The organism is Arthrobacter livingstonensis, assembly GCF_003219815.1.
GTDB classification, from domain to species: Bacteria; Actinomycetota; Actinomycetes; order Actinomycetales; family Micrococcaceae; genus Specibacter; species Specibacter livingstonensis.
The window spans coordinates 130,028-145,727 of record NZ_QJVD01000011.1 but is presented as its reverse complement, the minus strand read 5'-3'; the positions used below and the strand labels follow the sequence as shown (position 1 = coordinate 145,727).

Annotated in this window: 13 protein-coding genes; 5 read left to right on the top strand and 8 right to left on the bottom strand. The window is 67.3% G+C overall.

Annotated features, from left to right (window positions below; genetic code table 11):
- Positions 1 to 12 precede the first annotated feature (12 nt).
- The 6 genes from CVV68_RS11990 to CVV68_RS25140 form a co-directional block, all read right to left on the bottom strand.
- Positions 13 to 543: a DUF4192 family protein gene (locus CVV68_RS11990; RefSeq protein ID WP_110501227.1), complete on the bottom strand. Its 531-nt coding sequence runs from the start codon at positions 541 to 543 to the stop codon at positions 13 to 15.
- A gap of 88 nt (positions 544 to 631) precedes the next feature.
- Entirely contained in the window at positions 632 to 2,026 is a 1,395-nt protein-coding gene (locus CVV68_RS11985) for an MFS transporter (protein ID WP_110501226.1), read from the bottom strand.
- A 56-nt stretch (positions 2,027 to 2,082) separates the two neighbouring features.
- On the bottom strand, positions 2,083 to 3,072 hold the full coding sequence (locus tag CVV68_RS11980) for a proteasome assembly chaperone family protein (protein WP_110501225.1): 990 nt from the start codon (positions 3,070 to 3,072) through the stop codon (positions 2,083 to 2,085).
- 125 nt (positions 3,073 to 3,197) lie between these two features.
- Entirely contained in the window at positions 3,198 to 3,389 is a 192-nt protein-coding gene (locus CVV68_RS24245) for a glycine cleavage T C-terminal barrel domain-containing protein (protein WP_245933493.1), read from the bottom strand.
- A gap of 181 nt (positions 3,390 to 3,570) precedes the next feature.
- A complete protein-coding gene (locus CVV68_RS24240) occupies positions 3,571 to 3,888 on the bottom strand; it encodes a hypothetical protein (protein WP_497707310.1) in 318 nt (105 codons plus the stop codon).
- The gene (locus CVV68_RS25140) at positions 3,795 to 3,995 is read right to left on the bottom strand and encodes a hypothetical protein (RefSeq protein WP_497707309.1); all 201 of its coding nucleotides are present in this window, start codon (positions 3,993 to 3,995) and stop codon (positions 3,795 to 3,797) included. The genes CVV68_RS24240 and CVV68_RS25140 overlap by 94 nt, the downstream gene beginning before the upstream one ends.
- A gap of 179 nt (positions 3,996 to 4,174) precedes the next feature.
- Here CVV68_RS25140 and CVV68_RS11970 point away from each other — a divergent pair, with 179 nt between their 5' ends.
- The 5 genes from CVV68_RS11970 to CVV68_RS11950 all read left to right on the top strand — a co-directional run bounded on the left by CVV68_RS11970 (position 4,175) and on the right by CVV68_RS11950 (position 10,234).
- The gene (locus CVV68_RS11970) at positions 4,175 to 5,698 is read left to right on the top strand and encodes a leucyl aminopeptidase (protein WP_245933492.1); all 1,524 of its coding nucleotides are present in this window, start codon (positions 4,175 to 4,177) and stop codon (positions 5,696 to 5,698) included.
- Positions 5,699 to 5,973: 275 nt separating this feature from the next.
- Positions 5,974 to 7,356: a dihydrolipoyl dehydrogenase gene (lpdA, locus tag CVV68_RS11965; protein ID WP_110501223.1), complete on the top strand. Its 1,383-nt coding sequence runs from the start codon at positions 5,974 to 5,976 to the stop codon at positions 7,354 to 7,356.
- A gap of 129 nt (positions 7,357 to 7,485) precedes the next feature.
- On the top strand, positions 7,486 to 9,303 hold the full coding sequence (gene sucB / locus CVV68_RS11960) for a 2-oxoglutarate dehydrogenase, E2 component, dihydrolipoamide succinyltransferase (RefSeq protein ID WP_110501246.1): 1,818 nt from the start codon (positions 7,486 to 7,488) through the stop codon (positions 9,301 to 9,303).
- 90 nt (positions 9,304 to 9,393) lie between these two features.
- On the top strand, positions 9,394 to 9,618 hold the full coding sequence (locus CVV68_RS11955; RefSeq protein WP_110501222.1) for a hypothetical protein: 225 nt from the start codon (positions 9,394 to 9,396) through the stop codon (positions 9,616 to 9,618).
- Positions 9,619 to 9,805: 187 nt separating this feature from the next.
- Positions 9,806 to 10,234 (top strand): OsmC family peroxiredoxin, encoded by a 429-nt coding sequence (locus CVV68_RS11950; protein WP_110501221.1) that lies wholly within the window; start codon positions 9,806 to 9,808, stop codon positions 10,232 to 10,234.
- Positions 10,235 to 10,378: 144 nt separating this feature from the next.
- Here CVV68_RS11950 and CVV68_RS11945 read toward each other — a convergent pair whose 3' ends face one another.
- Together CVV68_RS11945 and CVV68_RS11940 are read right to left on the bottom strand one after the other, a co-directional pair.
- A complete protein-coding gene (locus CVV68_RS11945; RefSeq protein WP_110501220.1) occupies positions 10,379 to 13,927 on the bottom strand; it encodes a S41 family peptidase in 3,549 nt (1,182 codons plus the stop codon).
- Positions 13,928 to 14,021: 94 nt separating this feature from the next.
- Positions 14,022 to 15,689 (bottom strand): serine/threonine protein kinase, encoded by a 1,668-nt coding sequence (locus tag CVV68_RS11940; protein WP_170133157.1) that lies wholly within the window; start codon positions 15,687 to 15,689, stop codon positions 14,022 to 14,024.
- Positions 15,690 to 15,700: the final 11 nt, after the last annotated feature.

Sequence of the window (15,700 nt, the reverse complement as noted above, 5' to 3'; positions counted from 1 at the left end):
AAAATGAGCGAGTCACACCTGGCCGGAGTAGCACCAGTCTGCCAGCCAGCCCCGGGCCAGCCAATATCCATTAGAGAAAACGAGTTCGGCGCTGACGAAACTGCCGGTGATCGTGATGTTGCTGCGTCCGGGCCACGGGCAGCAGCGCGGATTGGTGCACTCGATGCTGCGCCAATGCCCACGGCCCACGTACCAGGCGTCGCGCACTGGCATGCCCGCCCCGGCGAGGGAGGTCTGCAGGGCTTCATAGACGGGACGTTGCGCAAAATCCTGCGGGTCCGTCCAGTCCGGCCCGCCAAAGATGGCCACCAGGGCCCCGTCCGCCTGTTCATCGCTGGAGAGCTGCCCGGCTGCGATGTTGGCAAACGCGTCCAGATCGGCTGAGCCGCCCATGGGGAGGTCCATCCGCATGGTGGCCCGGAGGGCCTTGCCGCACATGCCGATGCACACCACGCTGTTTTCCGGCCAGTACCCGATAATGTGTGGGATGAATGCGAGCAGGTCCTCGCCGGCGCTGACTTTGATTTTGTCTTGTTTTCTCATGCCTCAAGGCTGTCCCGCGCCGGGAGCCGGCAACAGGGGCATCACGGGAATTTGGCTCATCTGTGGATAACGCAGTGCCTGTTGGCAGCTATCCGTCGGAGTCCTTTCCCTCCCCGCGGCCGTCTCCATCGCTGTCACGAAGGTACCGGCCGTCGCGCAGCTCGGTCCGGTACTGGGCCCGGCGGCGCCGGTTGTCCGCCAGCGCCTCGCGCAGCGGCGGCACGCTTTCCCCGGCCAGGGCCATCCGGCGGCGGACCTTGCCGCGCACCCGAACGACGGCCACGACGCCCACGGCCAGCACAATGAACTGGAAGGACAGCGCTATTCGGAAGGAGTCCAGCGAATACAGGTTGCCGCCGGAGAATCCGTTGTTGTTGAGCAGGTCCAGGATCAGCCCCACCACGTACATGGTGACCAGGGCAGCAAAGAAGCCGCCCACGTTCACAATGCCCGTGGCCGTGCCAATGCGGTGCGAGGGGTTGAAGGTGCGCGCAAAGTCAAAACCAATCATCGACGCGGGGCCACCGAGTGCCAGGACCAGCACCAGGAGCACCAGCAGCCACAGCGGGGCCGCACCGGGGTACAGGATCACGGCCAGCCAGGCCGCGGTAATGGAAAAGGTCACGGCCAGCACCATCGTGGAGCGGCGCATGGGGTGGCGGCCCACCCAGCCGCCCAGCAAGGGCCCGCAGATGATGCCGACCACCACGAACAGGCTCAGCAGGACGCTGGCCTCCACCGGGTCCAGGCCCTGGCCTGATACCAGGAACGGATAGCCCCAGGTCATGACGAAGACGTTTCCCGCGAACTGGGTGGAAAAGTGGCTCCACATGCCCAGCTGCGTGCCAGGCTGCGTCCAGGCCTTGGCGAGGTCGGCGGCAGTCTCCTTGATGCCTGGCTGCACGGCGGGGGCGGAGATCTCGGGCGTGTTGCGCAGCAGTGCCGAGGAAAGCACAAAGGCCAGCAGGCCCAGGGCGGCCAGGCCGAGAAAAGCAGGGCTCCAGCCCAACCCGTGCAGCACTATGGCAAACGGTGCGATGGAGATCAACTGGCCAAACTGCCCGAGCTGGCCGGTGAGCTGGGTGAGCATCGGCACGCGCCGGGCCGGGAACCAGGCCGGGATCAGCCGAATGACGGAGATGAAGGTCATGGCGTCGCCCGCACCCACGAAGATGCGGCCGACCACTCCTCCGGGGACCGAGGTTGCAGCGGCGAGCTGGAGCTGGCCAATGGTCATCAGGGCGGCACCGGCGGCAATCATCACGCGGGGGCCGAACCGGTCCACCAGTACTCCCACCGGAATTTGCAGGACGGCGTAGACAAGCAGCTGGATGACTGTAAACGCCGACAGTGCGGACGCCGTGGCGTGGAAACGGTCGGTCGCCTCCAGGCCGGCAATGCCGAAGGATGTCCGTTGTGTTACTGCCACGAGGTAGGCGAAAACGCCGACACCCCATACGGTCCATGCGCGTTTACTGTCCACCCGGCAAGCCTATGCCCCGAAGTGCCGGGTCAGTCCCCTGCACCCCTCCTCAGGGCTTAGATGTTGCCGGAATCACCGTCGTCGGGCCGGCCGGTGGATTTCCCGGCAGAGGGCCCGGCATCACGGCTCGCCAGGTAGGCCTCGACGGCGGCACCGAGCTCGTCGGCGTCGGGGAGTTCGTCATTGTCCCCCGCCAGCAGGGACCGGCGCGCCGTGCCGTCACTGTGCTCGTCATACTGGCGTTCGAGGTTCTTCACCACGGCCTGCACCTCAGCGGAGCCCTCGACCTGTTCGGTAATCTGGCGTTCCACGGCGCGCCCGGCCTCGCGCAGCCGTTCGCTGGGCAGCATCAGCGACGCCGCGGCCCCGAGGTATTCCAGTCCGGCAACGGCGGCAGGCGGGTACTCGGCGTCGGCCAGGTAGTGCGGGACGTGGATGGCGTAGCCCACCACATTGCGTCCCTCCGCAGCCAGCCGGTACTCAAGCAGGTGCCCGATGGCGGACGGCATGTCCAGCGTGGTCTTCCACGCCGAAATCCCCTCAATGAGCTCGGGCCGGTTGCCGTGCACCGTGGCCCCGATGGGGCGGGTGTGCGGCACCGGCATGGGCACGGAGTGCACCCACGCGGTCAGGTTCACGTCCAGGCGGCGCACCAGTCCCAGGACGGCGAGCGTGAACCGCTCCCACTGCAGGTCCGGTTCACTGCCGGAAAGAAAAAGGAATGGCTTGCCGAGGGCGTCGACCATCCGGTACAGCACCAGCGACGGGGCCTGGTAGTCACTGAGGTGGTCCTCGGTGAACGTCATGCGGGGCCGGCGTGAGCGGTAGTCGATGAGCTGGTCCACATCGAACACGGCCACGGGCTCGGCCGCCAGGTGGTCGGTGAGTTCACCGGCAATCTGGTTGATGACATGCCCGGCATCGGAAAAGCCGGTAAATGACATCAGCAGGTTCAGCCCGCGCAGGTCCTCGGCTTCCAGCAGCGCCTCGTTGAGGGCATAGAGGGACTCGGGGTCTTGAAATGGGGTGTACGCAATGTTATTCATAGTCTTCCTCACCAGCTTACGTCTCTCAAGGGCACAACGCTGTGGGTGCCCGGAAACATTCCGGACACCCACAGTTTGCTTGGGTTTTGCTTTGGCGCAGGCATGCCCCGCCGGCCGTTGGCGGCTCAGGCCCTCACGCGCACACGCACAAACGGCGGCTCGGCCACGGTGACGCCCAGGTTGCGGCCCCTGATGTCCAGCGCCAGGGTGCGCCCCAGTGGCACGGCCGGGTCCACGAGGGCAAGGGCGACGCCGTTGCCCAGGATGTGAAGAGGTCCCGGACGTCGTCCGGCCCACTGCCCGGCCCCCTGCCTCAAGCACGTCGACGCCGGCCCGCGGGACGCCGCGTTCGGTGGCCAGCAAGCCCACGAACTTCCTGTGCGCGCGGGCAGCCTTTTGCGCAGCCAGCATGTTCCTCCCCAGAAGGCGTCCGACTTCCAGTCCACGGCCCGGCCCACAGCGGCCTCCAGCGCGGTGATGCCGGTGGAGAGCTCATGGCTAAGAAGGGCATGCCCCCTTTCGGTGCGCAGAGATGTCGAGGACGGCAAGCACGCCAAAGCTGCGGTGCGGATTGCTGATTTCGACGCCGGACCCCTCGGCCTCGCGGGCCGCCTCAAGTGCGGCCACGACAGCGGCAGTGGTGGCGGTGTTCGGGATCAGGAGAAGGTCGGCGTCGGCGCGCACGTAGGCGATGAGGTCGCCGACGACTGTGCCTTCAGGCGTCAGGGCCAGCGTGTATTGGGCGCTGCCGGGCTGGATCCGGTCGAGGCCGCAAAGTCCACCGCACCTGCACCGCGAATGCCCGCTTTGCCCCAATGGGAGACGTCAAAGAGGCCAACGGAAGTGCGCACTGCGGTGGGCTCGGCAACCACTTGGCCACCGTCGTACTGCAGGGGCACCAGCCAGCCGCCAAACTTGGCCATCGTGGCCCGAGGTCAACATGCCATTGATGCAGGTGCCCTGCAGGAGTTCTTCGGGATTGTCGACCACGAGTCATGCGGTACGGCAGCCGGCAGTGGACCTCCGGCCGGGCAAAGAGACTACGATCGATTGGGAGTGCCACCATATTAATTTCAATCACTACCGTGAGGACATATACAACGTGAGTGCGAGCCACACCATCAGCTTCAATGTCATCAGCTCAGACCTCAAAAAGGTACCGGCCGATGCACTTGTCATTGGCGTCGGCAAGGGTGCCGACGGTCCTGTCATCCTTGATTCCCCCCTTTCCGCCGCAGCGGTGACTTCCCTCGGAGCCTCACTGGACGCCCTGGGTGTCAGCGGTGCCGCGGACCAGCTGGTCCGCCTGCCGGGCCTGCCGGAAACCGGCGCCAAGGTGCTCGTGCTGGCCGGTGTTGGCAAGCTCTCAGGCACCGAGATCACCGAAGAGTCGCTGCGCCGCGCCGCGGGTTCAGCCATCCGCCAGCTGGCCGGCCTCAAGCATGTGGTCCTGGCCCTGCCGACGACGGCGGTGGGCGAGGTGTCCGCGATTGCCGAGGGTGCCGCCCTGGGCGCCTACCAATACGCGAGCCTGCATTCCACCAGGGATGGCCGGAAGACCGCGGTGGCGAAGGTCACCATCCACTCCTCCCTGGCAAAGGACCCGGCCCTGGCGGCGGCCCTGGACCGTGCCGCCGTCGTCGCCCAGGCCGTCAACGCCACGCGCACGCTGGTCAACGAACCGCCGAGCCGCCTGTACCCCGCCACGTTTGCCGAGGCCGCGAAGGACCTGGCCAAGGGCCTGCCGGTGAAGGTGACCGTCATGGATGAAAAGCGCCTGCTCAAGGACGGCTACGGCGGCATCATGGGCGTGGGCCAGGGCTCCTCGCGCCCGCCGCGCATGGTGAAGCTGGAATACAAGTCGGACAAGGCTGTGGCCGACCTCGCCCTGGTGGGCAAGGGGATCACCTTTGACTCCGGCGGCATCTCCATCAAGCCCGGCGCCGGCATGATCACCATGAAGTGCGACATGGCCGGTGCCGCCGCTGTGCTGAATACCGTGCTGGCCGTGGCCGGCCTGGGACTGCCCGTCAACGTCACCGGCTGGCTGTGCATCGCCGAGAACATGCCCTCCGGCACCGCCATCCGACCCTCCGACGTGCTGACCATCTTTGGCGGCAAGACCGTGGAAGTGCTCAACACCGACGCCGAGGGCCGCCTGGTCATGGCCGACGGCCTGGTCGCTGCCTCGCAGGAGTTCCCCGATGTGATCATCGACGTCGCCACCCTGACCGGCGCACAGGTGGTGGCCCTGGGCCACCGCACGGCCGGCGTGATGGGCGACGACGGCGTCAGCGCAGCCTTGAAGGCCGCAGCGGACCGCGCCGGCGAGCTGGTCTGGCCCATGCCGCTGCCGGAGGAGCTGCGCCCGTCGCTGGATTCCCCCGTCGCCGACATGGCCAACATTGGCGAACGCATGGGCGGCATGATGACCGCAGCGGTGTTCCTGCAGGAGTTCGTCGGCAAGGACAAGTCCGGCGAACCCATCCCGTGGGCACACCTGGACATTGCCGGTCCGGCGTTCAACGAGAGCGCACCCTACGGCTACACGCCCAAGCAGGGCACCGGCATGGCGGTGCGCACCCTGGTGGCCTACGTCGAAGACGTGGTGGCACGCAGCGTCTAGCCGGCGCTGCTTAACAGGCAGGGCTTAACAGGCACGGCCCCGGCGGTGACGAACCGCACAGTGAGTATGACCACAAACGGCTTTACTGTGACAACGCCGAGGTGGAGCATGGATCATCTGACAGCTAAGGTGAATGCTGAAAGTAATTGTCCTTGACCTTGTTTATTGTGGACATGGACCGTATCTATCTTGAACATGGCAGGGCGGCAGCCCTGCCACAAAAATGGTGAGATGGCGCGAACACGTGCGCCATCCGAACGCGAGGGAGCGTCTAAGTGGCCGAACAGGCAGCTGGGCAAGAATTCGACATCCTGATTCTCGGCGGTGGCAGTGGCGGGTACGCCGCGGCATTGCGCGCGGTCCAATTGGGCATGAGCGTCGGGCTGGTGGAAAAGAACAAGTTGGGCGGCACCTGCCTCCACAACGGCTGCATCCCCACCAAGGCCCTGCTGCACTCTGCGGAGGTCGCAGACCACGCCCGCGACGCCGCCAAGGTTGGCGTTAACGTGCAGCTGAGCGGCATCGACATGAATGCCGTCAACGCGTACAAGGACGGCATCGTCGCCGGCAAGTACAAGGGCCTGCAGGGCCTGATCAAGGGCAAGGGCATCACCGTCATCGACGGTGAGGGCAAGCTCACCGCGGCCAACACCATCACGGTGAACGGCGTGAACTACACCGGCAAGAACATCGTCCTGGCCACGGGCTCCTACTCCCGCAGCCTGCCCGGACTCGAAATTGGCGGCAAGGTCATCACCTCCGACCAGGCGCTCACCATGGACTACGTGCCCAAGAGCGTGATTGTCCTCGGCGGCGGCGTCATCGGCGTCGAATTTGCTTCGGTGTGGAAGTCCTTCGGCGTGGACGTCACCATCATTGAAGGCATGGCCTCCCTGGTTCCCAACGAGGACCCGGCCATCGTCAAGGTCCTCGAGCGCACCTTCCGCAAGCGCGGCATCAAGTTCAACACCGGCACGTTCTTCCAGGGCGTGGAGCAGACCGCCGACGGCGTCAAGGCCACCCTCGTGGACGGCAAGACCTTTGAAGCTGACCTGATGCTCGTGGCCGTTGGCCGCGGCCCCTCCACCGCGGGCCTGGGCTACGAGGAAGCCGGCCTCACCATTGACCGCGGCTTCGTCATCACCAACGAGCGCCTGCACACCGGCGTCGGCAACATCTACGCCGTGGGCGACATTGTCCCTGGCGTGCAGCTGGCCCACCGCGGCTTCCAGCAGGGCATCTTCGTGGCCGAGGAAATCGCCGGCATGAACCCGGTGGTCGTTGAGGACATCAACGTGCCCAAGGTCACCTACTGCGATCCCGAGATCGCCTCGGTCGGCCTGAACGAGCCGCAAGCCAAGGAGAAGTTCGGTGAAGGCAACGTTGAAACCACCGAATACAATCTGGCCGGCAACGGCAAGAGCGCGATTTTGGGTACCGGAGGCATCATCAAGTTCGTTCGTGAAAAGGACGGCCCAGTGGTGGGCGTCCACATGATCGGCACCCGCGTGGGCGAGCAGATAGGCGAGGCGCAGCTCATCGTGAACTGGGAAGCCTACCCCGAGGACGTTGCGGGCCTGATCCACGCACACCCCACCCAGAACGAAGCCCTCGGCGAGGCGGCCATGGCATTGGCCGGACGCCCGCTCCACGGCTAGCAGTACCCCTACTTAGTGCACCCGGCGCCCGCGCCGGGTGCACTAAGCTCAATTACAAATGATCATTACTCATGAATTACATGTCTGGTGCTCTACTTGGCACCGCACAAAAAGGAGAACGGGGACGAAATGTCTGAATCCGTGAACTTGCCCGCCTTGGGTGAAAGCGTCACCGAAGGAACCGTCACGCGATGGCTCAAGCAGGTCGGCGAACGAGTTGAAGTGGACGAGCCCCTGCTGGAGGTCTCCACCGACAAGGTCGACACCGAAATCCCGTCACCGTTTGCCGGCATCCTGGAACAAATCCTGGTTGCCGAAGACGAGACCGCCGAAGTTGGCGCACCGCTGGCCTTGATCGGCTCCGGCGAAGGTGCTGCCGCCGAGGCACCCGCTGAAGAGGCCGCCCCGGCGGCTGAGGCTGCACCCGCGGCGGTAGAACCTGCTGACGCGCCTGCTCCGGCTTCCGAGCCAGCGGAGACCCCGGAACCGGCGGCCGAGCCTGCTGCTGCAGCGCCTGCCGGCGACACTTTCGAGGTCAAGCTCCCCGCCTTGGGCGAGTCCGTCACCGAAGGGACCGTCACGCGCTGGCTGAAGGCCGTGGGCGACTCCGTTGACATCGACGAGCCGCTGCTGGAAGTCTCCACTGACAAGGTCGACACCGAGATCCCCTCCCCCGTGGCCGGTACCTTGCTGGAAATCCGCGTCCCGGAGGATGAGACGGCGGAAGTTGGCGGAATCCTGGCCCTGATCGGCTCCGGCGCACCGGCAGCCCCGGCGGCCGAGCCCGCCCAGGCCCCGGCCACTCCGGCTCCTGCCGCACCCGCCGCACCGGCTCCTGCCGCATCAGCTCCTGCGGCACCGGCTCCTGCCACATCAGCTCCTGCAGCACCTACCGCACCGTCTCCTGCAGCACCTGCCGCACCGTCTCCTGCAGCACCTGCCGCACCGTCTCTTGCCGCACCCGCCGCACCGTCTCCTGCCGCACCCGCCACTCCGGCTCATGCCGCCGCTTCCGAGTCCAACTACGTGACCCCGCTGGTGCGCAAGCTTGCCAACCAGCAGGGCGTGGACATCTCCACCGTCTCCGGTTCCGGAGTCGGTGGACGCATTCGCAAGCAGGATGTCGTTGCTGCCGCTGAGGCCGCCAAGGCTGCTGCCGCCCCGGCACCAGCCGCAACCGGCTCCCCGGCACCCAAGGCCGCTGCCGCCGTCGTGCCTTCATCACTGCGCGGCACCACGGTCAAGGCACCCCGGATCCGCCAGGTCATTGCCCGGCGCATGCGCGAATCGCTGGATGCCTCCACGCAGCTCACGCAGGTGCACGAGATTGACATGACGCGCATCGTGAAGCTGCGCAACCAGGCGAAGGGGCCGTTCCAGGCAACCAATGGCACGAAACTGACGTTCCTGCCGTTCATTGCCAAGGCGGTGACCGAGGCGCTCAAGCAGCACCCCAAGGTCAACGGTGAATACAATGAGGAAACTCAGGAAATCACGTACCACAACGCCGAGCACCTGGCGATTGCCGTGGACACCGACAAGGGCCTGCTGGTTCCCGTCATCTCCAACGCGGGCGACCTGAACCTGGCCGGCCTGGCCGGCAAGATTGCCGATGTTGCCGCACGCACCCGCAGCGGCAAGATCGGTCCGGACGAGCTCTCCGGCGGCACGTTCTCCATCACTAACATCGGAAGCGTCGGCGCACTGTTCGACACCCCGATCATCAACCAGCCCAACGTTGCCATTCTGGGCACCGGCGCGATCGTCAAGCGCGCAGTGGTTGTTGCCGATGCTGACGGTGACGACACCATCGCCATTCGCCACATGATGTACCTGTGCCTGACGTACGACCACCGTCTGGTGGACGGCGCGGACGCCGGCCGCTTCCTGCAGACCTTGAAGGCCCGCCTGGAAGAGGGCGCATTTGAGGCCGACCTGGGCGTGTAATTTGTCCTAGCACCGCCGCAGCTGGCTGCCTTCCCCACGGGAAGGCGGCCAGCTGCCGTTTTATAGACACTTTGTCGCTAAACTGCTGGCATGACTGTACTCACGACCATCCGGGAGGCCACGAAGGACGATCTGACCACGGCCTTCCACATCAAGATCGGCGTGAAAATCGTCATTGCCATCGCCGTATTGGTTCCGGCCGTCATCGGCTACCGCAAGGCTGCGGCCAACCAGGAGGCATCCACCGGCCTGGCCCACGCCGTCGGCGGCATGGCACTGATCAACATCGCCGTCGTGACCCTCTGGTCCGTCTAGCGGCCCCCTGCATTTATGGCGCTTTTCCGGCCCGCCCCGTGGTTTGTGACCACCTGGCAGGCGGGGAAGGCGCCGTTTCGGTTTTTGGGCATAGGGTGGAAGCAGGCGCTGCCGACGCGGCGCCCGACCGTGCACAGGAAGCATCGCAACATCAACTACGTGCACCACCACTAACCAAGGAGTGAACATGGCTACGACTCGCAACGCCCACACAGGCTGGATCGGCGACCTTCCCAAAGGTGCCGGAAAAGTCACGCTGGACAGCTCTGGACTTGGCACGTTTGACGTCACCTGGAAGGCACGTGCGGAGCAGGCCGAGGGCAAGACCAGCCCCGAGGAGCTCATCGCCGCTGCCCACTCGGCCTGCTTCGCCATGGCGTTCAGCGCCGCGCTGAGCGAGGCCGGCAAGGCGGCCGACTACGTGAACACCTCCGCGGCCGTGACCTTCGTTCCGGGCACCGGCATCACCGGCAGCCATCTGACGCTGGCCGCAAAGATCCCCGGCATCAGCCAGGACGACTTCACCCGCATCGCCGACGGCGCCAAGGCCGGCTGCCCGGTTTCCGCAGCACTCGCCGGCATCGAAATCACGCTGGACGCCACGCTGGACGCCTAGTCCCCACGCCCTCCCAAATCGTGGCTCGCGAGCGAGCCACGATTTGGGCCCCTCGGGCGCGTGGGCCCATCCGATTTGGGGCCCACTGTACAGATATGGCGGCTCCCCCCTCGGGGGAGCCACCATATCTGTACCGTCTGGGCGTTACGGGCGCGGAGGGAGCGCTGCCGGTGCCACATTGCGGTGGCCGGCCAGCTCGGGCGGGCGCACCGTGGGGATCTCCTGCTGCATCTCCAGCAGCACGCCAATGGCGGCCTCGAGCTGGGGATCGTTGCCGGCCAGGTGGTCGTGGGGTGCGAACGGCACCTCAATGTCCGGGTCCACGCCGTAGTTCTCGACATGGAAGCCCTGTCCGTCGCGGAACCAGAAGGCGTACCGCGGCTGCGTGACTTCCGTGCCGTCTGCCAGCGCGAACTTCCCGTCGATCCCCACCACGCCGCCCCAAGTGCGCATGCCCACCACGGGGCCGATGCCGCGCAGCTTGGCAACGGCGGTGATGATGTCGCCGTCGGAGCCGGCAAACTCGTCGGTCAGGACCACCACCGGGCCACGGGGCGACTGCGGCGGGTAAATCTGCGGCTCCTGTCCGCGGGAGAGGCACCAGGCGTCCATGCGCTTGCTGATCGCCTCAGCCACCAGCGGCGAGGTGTGCCCGCCGCGGTTCCGCCGTACATCGACCACCAGGGCGTCCGCGGCCGTCTCCGTGTCGAGGTCGCGGTGCAGCTGCGCCCAGCCGCGCGGCATCATGTCCGGCACATGGAGGTACCCGAACTTGCCGTTGGAGGCCTTGCGCACCATGGCCCGGTTCTCCGCAACCCACTGCTGGTAGCGCAGGCGCTCCTCACTTTTCAGAGGCACGACGGCGACCTTGCGCAGCGTGGCCGTCCCACCTTCGCCCCCTGGCTGGCCACCCGGGGCACTGCGGATGGAAAGCTCCACGATCTTTCCGGCGGTTCCTGCCAGCAGGGCATCGGGGCCCGCAGCCGGTACGGCCATGCCGTTGACTGCTGCAATGATCTCGCCCGTCCTGACCGCCACCCCTGGTGCTTCCAGGGGGGAGAAGGCCTGCGGGTCCGACGACTCCCCCGCAATGATCGCAGCAACGGCCCAGCCGTCCGGGGTGGATTCAAACACTGCGCCCAAGTGTCCCTGCGCCCCGGCGCCTTCCTCCTCCTCGGGTGACGGGGTCACATAGGCATGCGAGGTGCCCAGTTCACCGTGCAGCTCCCACAACAGGTCCACCAGGTCGTCATGGCTGCCCAGCCGGTCCACCACGGGCCGGTACCTGGCGTGGACCGCGTCCCAGTCGGTGCCGGCCATGTCGGGCGTGTAGTAGAAGTCCCGCTGCAGCCGCCAGGCTTCGTCAAAGGCCTGGCCCCACACCTGGACGGGGTCAAGCCGGAGGACAATCCTGTCCAGTTCCACCTCGGTGTCGTCATCGGCGTCATCCGAGGCCTTCGCCGTGGCGGGCAGGACATTCACTTTCTCTCCGTGGACCGTGACAATCCACCGGCCGTCGCCGCTGACCCGGAAGGTGTCCAGTTCCTCCACCACGCGGGTCACTTTGCCGGTGGCAAGGTCCAGCCGGTCCAGGGCTGCGGCGGCCGGCTTGTCGGTGGTGTTGGCCAGGCCGTCGCCCGTGGTTCCAATGGTGCGGTCCACCTGCCACAGCAGACCGCCCGCGACGGGGTGCAACGCCTCATAGCGGTCCTGCCCGGCCGGCACGGCGATGATTCGTGCGGCAAGCCCGGCGGTGTCCACGCGCACTTCCGGCGCCTTCTCGTTGTCCTTGCTGCCCGTGTCCGCGTCCTCGGGATGCGGGTTGCCGTCCACGGTGGGCCCAAAGGGCGACGGCGTGTCCGCCGCCAGTGCCAGCAGGAACGGCTTCGTCGCGGCCGGAAAGCTCAGGTCGAAGGAGTGGCTGTCATAGACGGGGTCAAAGCTGCGCCGGGACAGGAACGCAATGTACTTTCCATCCGTGGTGAAGCCGGCGCTGAAGTCAAGGAAGCGGCCGTCCGTGAGGTCCACGATCCGTTCCTGCCCGGCCGCGGGCGCCACGGCGGCGAGACGAAGCCTGGAGTGGTTCCCTTCAGGGTCTGCGGGCTCATTCCACAGCAGCCAGGCGGAATCAGGGCTGAAGGACAGTTCGCCCACTGCCCCGGCAGGAGTTTGGGACACCAGATCCATGGTCCCCGCAGAAACGTCGACCAGCAGGACCTCGCCAAACTCCGTGCCAATGGCAATCCTGGCGCCGTCCGGGCTGGCCGCCGTCTGGGCCGCACGGGTCCGGGAGGGGTAGTCGATGCGCCGCAGTTCGCCGTCGCCGGCACGTGGGGCAGCGGCGGGCGTGGCACCTGTCGCGACGGCGGCCGCCGGCGCGGCTGCCTTCGTGCCGGATCCGGGACCGCCCTGCGCGTCCCCGGTTCCGTCATCCGCGGGCACGTCGACGCGGAAGGTGTCGACGTTGACAGCCTGGGCCGAGACGGGCTTGGGCAGCTGCGCGGCGCCGCCGCCGTCCCCGTTTTCCTCCACCGGGGTGTTTTCGGAACCTGCGGGCGCGGCCTCGGCGGGCGCAGTCCGGGCCATGGTGCGCGGCTGCGGCGATGCCGCGCCCAGCGCACGGATGTACAGCGCCTCCTCGCCACCGTTGTCCGCGACGTACAGCACGTGGCCGGATCCCAGCGGGCGGCCCAGCCGGGCCCGGACACCGGGTTCGCCGGCGATGACGCGGGCGGGCCCGCCGCGGTGCGTCAGCCAGTGCACCGTGCCGTGCGACTCGACAACGCTGGCCCGCCCGTCCGCCGCGGGAACCACCTCATTGAGGTGCTTTCCCGCCTGGAGCAGGTGGGGCGTGCGGGCGCCCGTGGCGGCACCGAGCGTGATGTCCAGCTGCACGGCCTCGCTGTCCAGGCTGTCCAGGACGAACAGGTTTCCGGCCGATTCAAAGACAATCCGGGTGCCGTCGGTGCTGGCGTGGCGGACGTAGAAACCCTCGAAGTCGGTGTGCCGTCGCAGCCCGGAACCGTCCGGCAGCACCGAGTACAGATTGCCGTGGCCCTCATGGTCGGAGAGGAAGGCGATCCGCCCGGACACCCACATGGGATCGCAGAGGTTGCCGTCCAGTTCCGGGACCAGCCGGGAAAATTCGCCCGAGCCGTCGGCGTCGATCCACAGCTTGCCGCTGGTGCCGCCGCGGTAGCGCTTCCAGGCGGCGGGCTCGCGGGAGAGCACGGAGGAGACCACCACGGGTCGTTCGTCGCCCACCACCGGGCCGAAGGCCACGCTGTCCAAGGGCCCGTAGTTGAGGCGTTCGCGGCGCCCCGTTGCCGGCTCGAGCGCGTAGGCCCAGGTCAGGCGGGAGTCCGCCTGTTCAAAGGCGCTGGTGACCAGCAGGCGGCCGTCGGGGGTGAAGCCCTTCACCTTCGTGCCGGCATGTCCCCAGTACGTTAGCTGGGACACTGGTCCGCCGTCGACGGGCACAGCCACCACCTCGGGTGCCTTCCCCCTCGTGACCGTCCAGACGAGGCTCTTGCCATCAGGGGCGAAGCGGGGGTTGCGCGGCGGGGACTGTTCTGCGGACACCCGCCATGCCCGTCCGCCGGCCAGCGGGGCAACCCAAACATCGTCCTGGGCTGTGAAGGTGAGCAGGTCCTGGTGCACGTGGGGGTAGCGGAAATAGCTGGAGGAAGTCATTTACGTATCTTAGCCACTGCCCCGCGATGCGCGGCGGAGGCCGCGACCCGGATTACGATGGGCCGTCCCGGGCGGCCTTTCCCGTCTCCAGCTCCTAACGGCCCGGCAGGATCTGCTGGACCACCCACCGCGAGCGAACCTGGACCAGGACGATGCGAAGCTGCTGCCGCTGTTCCAGCGGCTGCGAGAACACCACGCCGCCCTGGCTGTCGTGCTCGGCAAATGGACCGGTGGTGACCGTGGCCGACACCGTGGCCGATGCATAGGGTGCATCCGACCCTCCGGTTACCAGCTTTCGCGTGGCAACAGTCGCATCGGACACTTTTGACTCCAGGCCGGAGTAGGAATGCCTGGCCTGGGCCAGTTCCCGGGCGACCTTCGCATCAGCCGCCATGGCCGGGGATCCGGCGGCATTCACCGCCTCCAGCAACTCCAGATCCGCAGTGGACAACGCGTAGGAGCGCACCCAGGCAAGCGCCGGAAGGGCCTTGTCCGGCATCGGCGACAGCAGGCCGCCGCGGATCTGCGCTGGCAGCTTGGAAGCCTGATTCCCAAGTGTTGCGGAGCTGGCCGGCTGTGGGGCCGCGGTGGCGGCGCCGGCCTTGCCGGGAACACCCTTGCCGGATGCGGTGGTGGCTGCGGCGCCCGAGGGAGAACTCGCCACCGCGTCCGTGTTCGGGGCATCGGACGCCCCAATGCTTTGGGAAGCCAGGCGCCAGCCGGCGAACCCGGTTCCGGCCAGGACGACGGCTACCGCCACCGCCATGACTTTCCTGGAAAACCGGGGCGCCCACCTTGCTCCACGGGGGCCCCTGCCGTCACGTGTCCTTCCCCGCCGGCGGCCCGGGAGCGCGGGCCCGTGAATGCGGAGGCGCGAATACCTGCTGCGGCGCTGACGTGCCTCCCGCCGGGTCAGCAGTTCAGGCAGCACACTCGGATGTACCGACGGCGCGAGGGCCACGGGTTCGGCGCGGGCGCTGCGGAAGACCGCCTGGGCGAACGCGGCCGCCGGCGGGCGCTGCCCGGCACTTTCGGCAAGCCCCGCCTCCAGCGCGGCGGCCAGCTCGGGTGGGACGTCGCGCACGTACATGCCCAGGGGCATCCTGTCGCGGGTGGCCGGCGGGGCGTGGCCCGTTAACGCAAACCAGCCCACGGCGGCCATGGCATAGACGTCGGAGGCGCCGGACACCTCTCCGTCCTGCGGGCAAAAGAACCCTGGCGTGCCTCCGGCGCGTCCGTGCGGCTGGCCCGCAAGGCGGCCAAAGCCGAGATCGCCCAGCACCGGCTTGCCATGCACCGTGAGCAGCACGTTGCCGGGTGAGACGTCCCCATGGACCACGCCGCGACCGTGCAGAAAGGACAGCACCTCGCCCAGCGGCGTCAGGATGGTGACGCACTCCCCCACTGGCAGCGGCCCGCGGGCCGCCACCATGTCCTGGACAGAGCCGCCCGCGGCATGGTCCATCAGGAGCGCGTGCCCGCCCTGCCAAGGGGCGCCCAACGGCTCGAGGCCATGGACCCGAACCAGGTGGTCGTGGTCATGTTGGGCCAAAATGCGCCATTCCTGTGTGATCTCGCTTTCATTGTGACGGCCGCGCTCCGGTCCGTCGGCACCGCGCCCGCCCGCCCCGACACCAGCGGCACGCTGCGGCATGAAGCACTTGGCCGCCAGGTCTGGGCCGCCGTCCATTGGCCGCACCAGCCACACTGACGCCTGCGCCCCGCCGCCCAGCCTGCGCACGGTTTCGAATCCGACCAGCACAGGAGCTCCGT